The 11,527-nt window shown below is 44.1% G+C and carries 12 protein-coding genes; 1 reads left to right on the top strand and 11 read right to left on the bottom strand.

Annotated features, from left to right (window positions below):
- Positions 1-73: 73 nt before the first annotated feature.
- From QUA25_RS29580 to QUA25_RS24815, 9 genes are all read right to left on the bottom strand, one after another.
- Entirely contained in the window at positions 74-370 is a 297-nt protein-coding gene (locus QUA25_RS29580) for an AAA family ATPase (protein ID WP_333206490.1), read from the bottom strand.
- Positions 367-636: an ABC-three component system middle component 6 gene (locus tag QUA25_RS29585; protein ID WP_445242250.1), complete on the bottom strand. Its 270-nt coding sequence runs from the start codon at positions 634-636 to the stop codon at positions 367-369. The genes QUA25_RS29580 and QUA25_RS29585 overlap by 4 nt, the downstream gene beginning before the upstream one ends.
- Entirely contained in the window at positions 633-1,262 is a 630-nt protein-coding gene (locus tag QUA25_RS24785; protein ID WP_333041946.1) for a hypothetical protein, read from the bottom strand. The genes QUA25_RS29585 and QUA25_RS24785 overlap by 4 nt, the downstream gene beginning before the upstream one ends.
- 3 nt (positions 1,263-1,265) lie before the next feature.
- The gene (locus QUA25_RS24790; RefSeq protein ID WP_333041948.1) at positions 1,266-1,592 is read right to left on the bottom strand and encodes a hypothetical protein; all 327 of its coding nucleotides are present in this window, start codon (positions 1,590-1,592) and stop codon (positions 1,266-1,268) included.
- A complete protein-coding gene (locus QUA25_RS24795; RefSeq protein WP_333041949.1) occupies positions 1,589-1,978 on the bottom strand; it encodes a hypothetical protein in 390 nt (129 codons plus the stop codon). The genes QUA25_RS24790 and QUA25_RS24795 overlap by 4 nt, the downstream gene beginning before the upstream one ends.
- A gap of 174 nt (positions 1,979-2,152) precedes the next feature.
- Positions 2,153-2,869, bottom strand: a complete 717-nt coding sequence (locus QUA25_RS24800) for an AAA family ATPase (RefSeq protein WP_333041950.1) — start codon at positions 2,867-2,869, stop codon at positions 2,153-2,155.
- An 80-nt stretch (positions 2,870-2,949) separates the two neighbouring features.
- Positions 2,950-4,737, bottom strand: coding sequence for an aspartate--tRNA ligase (gene aspS / locus QUA25_RS24805; protein WP_333041951.1), 1,788 nt, complete (start codon positions 4,735-4,737; stop codon positions 2,950-2,952).
- A 164-nt stretch (positions 4,738-4,901) separates the two neighbouring features.
- Complete coding sequence (locus QUA25_RS24810) at positions 4,902-5,507, bottom strand: hypothetical protein (protein ID WP_333041953.1); 606 nt, start codon at positions 5,505-5,507, stop codon at positions 4,902-4,904.
- A gap of 381 nt (positions 5,508-5,888) precedes the next feature.
- Positions 5,889-6,518: a macro domain-containing protein gene (locus QUA25_RS24815; RefSeq protein WP_333041954.1), complete on the bottom strand. Its 630-nt coding sequence runs from the start codon at positions 6,516-6,518 to the stop codon at positions 5,889-5,891.
- Positions 6,519-6,646: 128 nt separating this feature from the next.
- Here QUA25_RS24815 and crcB point away from each other — a divergent pair, with 128 nt between their 5' ends.
- Entirely contained in the window at positions 6,647-7,045 is a 399-nt protein-coding gene (gene crcB, locus QUA25_RS24820) for a fluoride efflux transporter CrcB (protein ID WP_333041955.1), read from the top strand.
- A gap of 335 nt (positions 7,046-7,380) precedes the next feature.
- Here crcB and QUA25_RS24825 read toward each other — a convergent pair whose 3' ends face one another.
- Complete coding sequence (locus QUA25_RS24825) at positions 7,381-8,355, bottom strand: diguanylate cyclase (RefSeq protein WP_333041958.1); 975 nt, start codon at positions 8,353-8,355, stop codon at positions 7,381-7,383.
- Between the two features lie 10 nt (positions 8,356-8,365).
- Positions 8,366-11,461, bottom strand: coding sequence for a response regulator (locus QUA25_RS24830; RefSeq protein ID WP_333041960.1), 3,096 nt, complete (start codon positions 11,459-11,461; stop codon positions 8,366-8,368).
- Positions 11,462-11,527: the final 66 nt, after the last annotated feature.

Below are 11,527 nucleotides of genomic sequence, written 5' to 3' on the forward strand. Positions count from 1 at the left end.
ATTTTTTTGGATAGGCAAGCGTGTAACAACTCTGCTGCCTATCTTTTTTTACCACAAGTTGGCTCAATCCTTACTAACTATGAGTTTGGGGCGGGTCGTCACCCCCCCAGACTGTAATAACTTGATTAGAAAGTGTCAACTCTAGGCTAAATGCCCAACCTCGTAAATTTATAGAATCCAGTCCTTTAGCTTTTTGTAATGTAGAGCCTAAGCAAAAGTGAATTATTTCAATTAGAGTTGATTTACCTAAACCATTACGAGAGTCTTTGCTCCCAGACTCTTCTGTACGATCGGCCAATATTACATTAAAGCCGGGCCTAAACTCGACAGTTTTAAATGAAGTATGATTACAACGAATAGCACGAATCATCGACGACTCCTACGAAGTAGTCCTGCATCCATTTCAATTGCTCCAATAGCGTATAGGATATCCAGAGTCAAAACAAACCGTTCAAAGGTTGCGACTTCCGGTATTGTCGAAACAGCACTCCAAAGTGACGAAACTGTACGTGGATATTGCAAGTGTTCTAATATTGTAGCACCTACACCTAATAGAGAATAACGGGTTGAGATGTGCTTCGTGGGCAAAATAATAGAAAAGTTAGAAGTTGAAGTGGTATCTGTAGAAAAAGTCATCTTTCAAAAACCTCGCACCTCTCAAAAAGATAGGATAATACTGCCAACCCTGCTGCTGCCTTCTTCGACTCTAAGCTATTACCACAGGAGAACTTGTGCAAAGACTCAAATAAAGCATCTCCTCTAATGTTTGCTTTCAGTAATCTTTGATATTCCGTTACAAACCCATCCTTTAGTTTTTGGGAAAAGTCAGGACGTAAAAGGGAAGTGACTTCAATAAAACTACGAACTTCTTTGACTTTAACCATACCCATTGTTAGTAGAAAATGAACATCGTGAGTCAGAGTATTTTTCGCTATTTTCTGTGTTATGCCTGTAATATTGAAGTTTATTTCCTGAGAAGCAGGTGGCATACCCAGGATAAATCTAGTTACGATCTCTAGCTCATCAAATGAGACAAATGGCATCTCACGGGCAAGTGCTTCTCGTTTTTGCAAGCTAATTGTATTTAATTCTTTTTGATGAGTAGATCGCTTTATGATGAGTTCTTCAATTTGTCTTTCTAGCTTTGCTTGCTCCTTGGAGTCGTTGGCAAGGCGCAAATCGTCTTCTAGTTTTTTTTGTAATTCTAAATCTTTCTCAATGTGTTCCTTCAAGTCTTGTTCACGTTGATGGTGCGGCTCCACAATTTACCCTCCTATAAGCCGCGCCATAAATTGTTTTAAACCTTCTTTGAGATTTATTCCTGTACCTAGTTCTAATTCACCTTCATAGTCCAAGATAAAAGGAATAAGAGGCACCGCAACCTTTAATCTATGCTTAAAATCCATTTGAGGTCCATTAATCACTCCGACGATCTCTTCCTGACTAACAGGTAGAGTAACGCCGCGTTGTTGTAATATAATTAAACCCTCCTGGATACTCGGTAAAATTTTCTGCATTTCTGCATCTGACACTTGGTTAGCTTCTATTGCATCTAACAAAGCAGAAATGGTAGTCACTTGAGATTCATTCAACTGATTTGTGATTGCAGAAATAATATTTTTTCACCAGCCTCATAATGGGCTAGTAATCCTTGTCGCAGGTTGTTAATGTTTGCATAAATAGCTTTCTGCCCAGCAGATAATCGGTCTAATCCGTTGTTCATCTGTTGTAACTGGATAGCTACGCTCTGCATTTGTACAGTTGGTTCACCAGTTATCTGCTGATGCAGTTGATCGTATTCCTGCTGATAGCGATTCGCTGATTCCCTTAATTGCTCAATTGCTCGATTGTATTTACCCTTGCGACGTGGATCATCTTCATCACGTAAGGCATCTTCGTAGTCTTTTAGTAAAGCAAAATCTTTTTTAATATTGTCTTCCAAGTCTTTCAGTCGCCGGGTAAGGATGGATGGTTCCATTGGAGCAGCCTTTTGCTTTTACAAAAAAGATTTGTAAATAATGTAGCACTTAACGCACGTGTTCGGATGTGCGAGCGCACCCATAAGCTCAGAAACCGTGTTTTTAAACCAGAATAAAGGACTAAAAGCAAGTCTTTTCGTAAAAAACCCGGTTTCCAGTCAGTCCTGTGCGGTTCACACGCGCACCTCCTGACCCAAATCCTTCCGCACTCTTTGCAGTATTTCCCGTTCAAGTCTGATTACTTTTGTTTGCAACTCCCACTTTTCCAAACGATAAAGAACTAAGTCTGTCTCCGTATCGCTAGCATCCAACATCGCATCAACTGTTTCTAAACTGTGGGTAGTTGCAAATAGCTGCACATCCAATCGCTGACACCACTGCACAATCCAAGTAAAGGAACTGCAAAGTGAATCAGTATGAATAGCTTTTTCTATCTCGTCAATTAGTAAAACTCCACATCGAACTTTGCTCAGCGTTAAAGCAATGAACAACAGACGACGCACACCATCACCAACAGCACTTAACGGCAAAATTCCCAATTGTTTATGAGCGATATAAAGAGTGGGACGCTTGCCCCTATGCGACAGAATTGCTAAATCAATAATTCCTGAATCTATCCCTTGCAGTAAGTTAATCACTTCCGACTTAAAACGCTGAAAAGTTGCTTCTGAGAGCAATTCAACTTGCAATTCTTCGATCCCATAGGAAAAAGGTGTGACTGTATCAACAGTCAGCACGGCATTTGAACAATGTGTTGATATCGCCTCTAAAACGCTGGTTTTCCCTGAGTTATTCGCACCAACCAATAGGTTGATTTGACCCAAGTCCTGCAAGGTTAAATCTCGCAGGCCTCGGAACCGATGAATGGTTAAATTGTCAAGGTGTTTCATAATTATGACTTAGGCATTTCAACTGAGATGCTTCCCTTCTCTCAGCATGACACATCGGCTTTGCCTAAGTCCCGATCGCCTTATGACTTCGGCGTATAAGTCGATCGCACTTGCAACTCCTTCAACTGCTTCTCATCCACCCCAGCCGGCGCATTCGTCAGCAAACAACCCGCCTGCTGCGTCTTCGGAAACGCAATCACATCGCGAATAGATTCCTCGCCAGCCAACAGCATCACCAACCGATCCAAACCGTAAGCAATGCCTCCGTGGGGCGGAGTTCCATACTCAAACGCATCCAACAAAAAGCCAAACTTATTGTAAGCTTCCTCAGTCGATAAGCCGATCGCCTCAAACACCTTTTCCTGCACTTCCCGTTGATAAATCCGCAGAGAACCCCCACCGATTTCTGTACCGTTTAACACCAAATCGTAAGCTTGAGCTCTCGCAGTTTTCAAATCGTTAATATCGTCGGGATGTGGCGCAGTAAACGGGTGATGCAATGCTTCCAAACGCTTCTCGTCAGCGTTCCATTCAAACATGGGGAAATCTGTCACCCACAGCAGATTCATCTTGTCTTTGTCAATCAATCCCAATTCGTTACCGACAAACAAACGCAATCTATCCAAAGTCTTATTGACAGTTGTCGCGTCGGCTGCTGCGAATAACAACAAATGACCTGGTTGCGCGCCCGTGCGATCGAGCAATTCCTGTTTTTGCGCTTCCGTCAAATTATCCTTAATAGCGCCGATCGTATCAATTTCGCCGTTATCCCGCACGCGAATGTAAGCCAATCCCTTCGCACCCGCTTCGCTGGCTTCCCTAAACAAATCGCCACCCGGTTTAATCCGCACGTTAGAAATCGCATCATTCCCGCCCGGAATCGGCAAAACTTTCACAATTCCGCCCGCAGCAACCGCCCCGGAAAATACCTTAAATCCCGAATCTTTCATCAAATCGGAAACATCGACTAATTCCATACCGAAGCGAGTGTCTGGTTTGTCGCTACCATAGCGATCCATCGCTTCCGCGTAAGTCAATCGCGGAAAAGGACGAGGCAATTCTATGCCTTTGACACTTTGGAAAATCTGGGAGACTAAACCTTCGTTTAATTCGATAACTTCTTCTAAAGACATGAAACTCATTTCCATGTCTAATTGTGTGAATTCCGGCTGTCTGTCGGCGCGCAAATCTTCATCGCGGAAACAGCGCGCAATTTGATAATATCTGTCCAAACCCGAAACCATTAACAATTGTTTGAACAACTGCGGCGACTGCGGCAAAGCGTACCACTCGCCCAAATTGACGCGGCTGGGCACTAAATAATCTCTCGCACCTTCAGGAGTCGATCGCGTTAAAATCGGTGTTTCAACTTCAATAAAACCTCCCACATCTTCCAGGTGGCGGCGCATAGCTTTCACAACTTGGTGGCGAAGCTGCAAATTGCGACTCATACGATCGCGCCGCAAGTCCAAATAGCGATATTTCAGCCGCAAATCTTCCCGCACACTTTCATTTTCCGCCGTCGCCACCTGAAACGGTAACTGTTTGCGAACCGCATTCAACAACTCAATTTCGTCAGCATAAATTTCCACCTCACCCGTAGGCAATTTCGGGTTGAGGGAATCGGCGGGGCGGCCGGTGACTCGCCCAGTAATTTTAAGCACGTATTCGCTGCGTAAAGCCTCAGCCCCGTGATAGGAATCGGGGGTGCGTTCAGGATCGCTGACAATTTGCACGATACCCGATCGATCGCGCACATCGAGAAAAATCACCCCGCCATGATCGCGGCGGCGATCCACCCAGCCGTAAAGGGTGACAGTCTCTCCGATGTGTTCGCTTCGCAGTTCGCCGCAGTAGTAACTTCTCATAATTGGGGGTTGTGGACTAAAAATAAAGCTTTTTAATTATGCAGTATGCCTGAAACTTCTGCTGAATGCAAATGCACGCACGATCGGCATTAGCTTTGGAATTAATTCCAAAGCTAACTACCCCTAACAAGCCGCTGGGAGTTCCAAACCCCCGGCTGGCCCTTCTAGGAATCTGGGTGATCGCTGTGAGACTTGTCAAAAAACGCCGTCAGCGAATTCCATGCAGACTTAGCTGCATCCGTCAAGCGAGTGCCGATCGACTCAATTTGCTTCACAATAAGGTGCCAATTCTTTTCAGCTTCCGTGTGAATGTGGTCAACAGCTTGTTCGATGCGATCGCGTTCGATCAATTTATTTTGTTCCACCGCTTCTCGCGCTTGTCGCACTGCTTTCAAATAAGCTTCGCGACTGACTTCGCCGGCATCTTGCACCTGCGCTTGCGCCCGCGTTTTAATCGCATCTACCACCAGCCAATTTTTCTCAGTTTCTTTTTTAATCAGCTTGACTGCTTCTGTGAATCTCTCGTGGGCGAGATCCTTATTTTCTTCGATCGCCCCGGAGGCCTTATTCACAGCTTTTAAATAAGCTTCGCGGGTGAGTTCGCCCGCTGCTTGCACTTCGGCGGTGGCGCGTTTTTTAATTGCTTCAAACAGCGCCGCAGTTTCTGCGATCGCTTCATCAGTCGCGTCGGGCATCTCTTTTTTGACGAGCTCCGTCGTTTCGAGAGTTGCCTCTAAAACGGGTTCCTCGGTTACTTTTGGATCTGTCATCTCAATCTTCTCCTGTGGTAGTAAACATTTTCAAAAAATCTCACAGTCCCTGGATGCAGACTTTGTAGGTGTAGCGCCAGAAGGAATTGTGGTCTTTTATACAGACTTTGTACGTGTAGCGCCAGAAGGAATTCTGGCATTTAATAAGAACTAGGCAATTTTTGTTCCAGCTTTATCAACTTTTGTATCCGCGCTTACCTAGTTGGAATGACCTCAGTTCTATTACATTATATCTACCAAAGTTGCTCTCGTGTGTAGGATACCGCCAAGTTGCAGGTACGGTTTAGCGCACTTTAATTTGTGATAAGTCTCTATACCTAAAAAAACACACACAAATAAACTTGGTTTCTCAACACAATAAAACTGGCAAATTTAATACTTTCAATTTTCCAACTGCAAATCTTCGCTTTCGTCCGTATATAACAAGTGGTGACATCGTTGAGCGTGCAGTAAAGATTGAGGAAATTCGTACTGAGATAAAAGGATATCTTCGAGCGCAACTTTCATTTGATTGGCGCAGATATCTGGCGGCACTTTGCCCATTCCCGTACCCATGCCGGGAATAGCGATAGTTCCAATGATATGTTTGACTGGCGTTCCATCTGGGACTGAGCCAAATTTTACGAGAGTCAAAATAGCGCGGGTTGCTAGATAAACATTTACAGTTTCTCTTAAAACTGTGGGAACGCGCATAATTGGTGCAGCTATTAAATAGGGAATTTCAGCATGATCTGTGTCTACAATTTCTGCCATTCCTACTAAGAGTTCGCCGTGATGTCGAGCCTGAATGAGTTTTTGCAAGCGTTCAAGAACCTGCCCTCCAAAATATTCCGAAATTTCTAGCTCTAAGCCGTCGTCCATGAAACCAAAACTATTCCCCGGACTAACAATAGCATCGCATTTCACATCAAATATTGAACCGTGATGTATCTTTACATTTTCCATACTGCCGCAAGTGCTTTCCCACGCTCTAACTAAACCATCGTCTAAGGTAGCCAGCACAATTTGCATAAATACTCTCTCTTAATTTTAATTGCGAACAGCTAGAGCGATCGCCAATTTAATCCTACAATACTTTACATAAGTCCGCTGAATCTAAAATCCATCTCTATATCAAGTAGCAAATATTTAATAGCTGTATGCTGCAAGACCCGAATTTGCGCCATCCGATCGCAATTAGTTTAGGTGCCGTTGCCGGCGCTTTGAGCCGGTATTATATCACCTTGTGGTTTGCCAATCGTTTCGGTACGGCTTTTCCCTACGGAACTTTTTTTATTAACATCACTGGTTGCTTAGCTATGGGATTTTTTATTACCCTCGCTTTTGAACGAGTGCCGACTATTCCGTCGGAAGTGCGCTTAATGGTAGCAACGGGCTTTTTGGGTGCTTATACTACTTTTTCAACTTACGGTTTAGAGACGAATGTCTTGTGGCGCGATCGAGCTTACAGCATCGCCGCTTTTTACTGGGCAGGCAGTGCCATACTAGGAGTAATTGCAGTTCAGTTAGGCATCATTTTAGCGCGATTGGGAAAATAGATAAAATCGATTTGGGCAAATAATACCAGTTTAAAAAAAGAATGCCACTGTAGGCCAATTCTCCACTTATACAGCCTCAGTCAGTTGATTTTAGCTCCGGATTATGGGAAATACCGACGACATCTTTTTATCACACCCTTAACCTAATACAGCCAGAGCTTTTAACGGGGTTGCTACCCTCTCAGGTTTAGGTGTGGTGATATGTACTGCATCGTGTTTTCCGGCTGACGGGGTAAAGTCTTCAAGCTGTTTCCCTATCTTGTTTTCAGTTTACTCTTTCTCGGTTGAACTCACGTTTAATAAATAATGCTTATGGCGCTCCGATATAGCTGTTCTCAAAAGAACGGTTGAGGATTTAAACAGCGTTTGGTGCGTTTATGCTCGTACATTAGTTTGTCAGCCTTTGCTAGCAATTGTTCTAATAAAACTTCATTATTTAAATCCCCAAACTCCACACCAAGACTTATTGATATATAAGCTCGCTCGGAGTGTTGATTAAAGCGATCTATATTTTCTTGCAGCCGAGCCTGGAAATTAATAGATGAATCACCCGAAAAGTTAGGAATAAATAAAGCAAATTCATCTCCGCCCAGTCGAGCCACAATATCCGCCTCACGAAAGGTTTGCTTCAATATTTGAGCGGCGTCAACGATTACTCTGTCTCCCATTTCGTGTCCTAAAGTGTCGTTAATCTTTTTCAAACCATCTAGGTCAGCGAACAAAATAAAATAGGATGTTTGCGTGCGTCGAGCAATTTTTAGTTGTTGATCGGCTAGTAAAAAGAAGCCTCGTCGGTTATATAATCCAGTTAATTCATCGGTTACGGATAGCTGCCTTACTTCGGCTTCTGCCCTCAGACGTTCTTGGATTTCGTGTTCTAAACGTTGATTTTGTTCCAGCAGTTGTTGGCGTTGCTGCTGGATGAGTAATTGATTTTTTACTCGCATCAGCACTTCCTGCTCTTGAAAGGGTTTGGTAATATAGTCTACGCCACCCAGTTCAAAGGCTCGTACCTTGTTTTCCAGTCGTTCGAGCGCACTGATAAAAATAACCGGTATCTGATCACTCGCTTCCGATGCTTTTAACTTTTGGCAGACTTCGTACCCATTCATCTCTGGCATATTGATGTCAAGTAAAATCAGACTCGGTGGGTCGCGATGAACACCTTGGAGTGCCATTCTCCCGTTGAGGGCTTTACGCACAATATAGCCCTGTGACTCTAGAATTTTGGCTAACAAGCGCAGATTGTCTGGGGTATCATCCACGATGAGAATATTCGTTTGGGCCACAAGTTTGAATAGATCTGTCATGTTCTTATTCCTAAATCTGGGTGAGAGTTGCGATCGCTTCAAGCTGAAAGTTATCGACCAGAGATGTCATCGCCGCGATGAAATCTCGTTTCTCCTTGGGAATTTGAGCGATAAGTTCATAAAGCTTATTATCACTAAGATCTAATGCTGCTTCATGAACTTCTGCAATCCACTGAGTGGGCATGGTTTTCAAGTCGGGAATAAATATCTTTGGTGGCGAAGCTGATAAATCTCGCGGAACTTTTTCGGCGTAGCAGTAGCGCACACCCAAGTGATGAGCTATTTTGTCGAAAAGTGTGTCTTCAGTAAACGGCTTGGCAATGTAGTCATCGCAACCGATTTGCAGGCTGGCGATACGATCGTCTTCAAAAGCATAGGCAGTGAGGGCAATGATGCGTGTAATTTGTCTGTTGTCCTGTGACGTTTGCCCTGAGTTATCTGCTGATGACCCATGACTAATGACTAATGAGTCTTGTGCTCGAATCTGTCTCGTGGCTTCATAACCATCCATGACAGGCATTTGAATGTCCATCAAAATCAGGTCAGGGTGCCAGGCCTGCCAACGAGCGATCGCCTCTGCCCCATTTTCCACCGCACACACATCAAACCCAACTGACTCCAGCAGTGTCACCAGCAGTTGCCGATTTTCTGGAACGTCTTCTACTACTAAAATTCGGTAGATAGGTTGCCCAGGTTCGATCCTGATAACCCGAGCGCTAATTTCAGGTTCCTCTAAATCAACGGACTCTGGTAGTTCCAAAACGACTTGGCAGGTAAAAGTCGAGCCTCGATTGAGGGTGCTTTGCACGGTGATATCGCCTCCCATCAGACGCGCAAACTCACGACTGATAGACAGTCCTAAACCTGTTCCTCGATCGTTGCGACCGCGATTGGTTTGCATGAAAGCGTCAAAAATTGATTCTAAATCTGAGGCAGAAATGCCAGGTCCGGTATCCTCAACTTCGAGACACAGGGTAATAGTGGGTTTAATATCCGGTGGATTAGTGGCGCGATCGCAATTTGTACTGGATGGCATATCATCTGATGAAAAAGCTCGTCCGCGCAGGGCTATGGTTCCTGTTGTTGTAAATTTGAGCGCGTTCCCCAGCAGATTAATCAAGATTTGGCGAAGTTTTGCTTGATCGCCACAGACATAACGCGGGACAGTAGCATCCCACTCGCTGCTCAGATGTAACCCTTTCTCAGGCGCTTTGATGGTGAACATCTCGTTAATAGAACCTAGCAGTCGATGCAGATTAAAACAGCTTTTACTCAGTACCAATTGCCCTGCTTCAATCCTAGACATTTGCAAAACATCGTCGATCAATGTCAGCAGGTGTTCTCCACTACGGGTAATGATCCCTAAATGCTCTTGAAATTCTTCTGGGATATAAGGGCTGCGGTTCATAAGCTGGGTAAATCCCAGAATGGCGTTGAGTGGGGTTCTGAGCTCGTGGCTCATGTTGGCCAGGAACTGGGTTTTGGCACGGTTGGCTATAGCTGCCCTTTCAGCAGCGTGTTCTAGGGCAGCTTGCGAAAATTCTAACACCGCCAGCATGAGGATATGTCTCATTTCGGCTGCAGCTTCTAACTCTGCAATCTGCCACGGATAAGACATTTCCCGCACTGTCTCTTGCCACAGTTCAAAGGATTTGCGGGGACACAGGTGCATTTTTCCAATTTCGTCGATCGACACAGCATCCTGTGGATTACCTGCCCAGTTTATGGTTTGAATTTGTTCCGGTCGGAACCAAAGGATATGGTATGACTTTTGTTTGGCGTAGCAGAGGAAGATTGAGATTGCTAAAACACCGCTAGCTCGCTCTTTGAATTGCTTGGCTTGGGGATACAACTGAGACAAAGAAGCTGTTGCAAACACTCGTTCTTTGTTGTGTTGGAGCAACCACTGCACGAGTTCGTCAACCTCAGCTTCAGATGGTGTTTGACCCACCAATGTCAGACGACCATCGAGCAGAATTGCAGCTCCCTGAGCATGAACTAAATCTAGCAATTGAGAAGCATTTTCGGTCAATACCTGTTCGATAAAATTAGACTCTCGCCGGAATGCCTGCTGAAGTTTATCCTGAATAGTTTTAGCCTGCGATCGGTAAACGTTCAATTCTCGCTCTTGCTGATGCACCAGTTCGATCGAGGCAAATTGTCCTAAAAATTCACAGCTTTTGCGAGTTTCGTAATCTACCAATCGCGGACTGTAATGGTGACAGGCAATTAATCCCCAGAGGCGCCGATCGTCAATTAACGAAATCGTCAGTGTCCCAGCCACTCCCATATTCTGCAAATATTCAATGTGGTAGGGAGATACTCCCCTTAACACACAAGCACTGAGATCCTGGGGTGTATTGGTTAGGGGATGGTTGGTGGGAATTAGGGGGGCAGGGGTGTAATTGATATTGGGAATTTGGCGCACCCAATTGCTGTAAAACAATTTGCGGGCGGGTACGGGAATATCGATCGCCGGGTAATGCAATCCCAGGTAGCTTTCTAGATAGCTTTCTTTCTCTTCAGCAATCACCACCCCATGGTCATCGGCTTCAAAGCGATAAATCATCACGCGATCGAATCCGGTCATGGCTTTTACTTCTCTAGCAATGGTTTGAGCTAAATCAGAAAGACCGAACGCACTGCGAAAGTTGAGGATAACTGTTTGCAGACGCTGATAAAAATCCATTGAATGATTATTTTCAATAGTCAATTGGGGTTCTAGTTCCAGAATTAACTCATCTGGTTGCTGATGCAGTGTGCTTCTAAATGTTTGAATTTGACCGTCTTTTAGAGGTATTTTCAGCTCAAAACTATTATTAATTTTGTGCTTTTCTTGATTGAGATACCTAACAATTTCTTGTACTTGCTCGTGACCAAATAACCATGGCAATGGCTGACCTAGTAATTCGGCGACAGAAATGCCAAAAAACACTTCTACATTGTCACTTACTTGTAAAATATTGAGGCTTTTTTCTTGCAGCAATAAAACTATTCCGTGGGGCTGAATATGACCGGGAGCATAAACTGATTCTTCACTGCATTCCTCTAGATTTGTTAAATCGAAAGGATTAATTGGGGAATTTTTGGGTATTTTATGAGGCATTTTATAGAGCAATTATCAATAAAAAATAAGGAGTTTTTGGGCAGACTTTGCCAACAATTAAATTTA

The organism is Microcoleus sp. Pol17C6 (genome assembly GCF_036701145.1).
In the GTDB taxonomy this organism is placed as follows: Bacteria; Cyanobacteriota; Cyanobacteriia; order Cyanobacteriales; family Microcoleaceae; genus Microcoleus.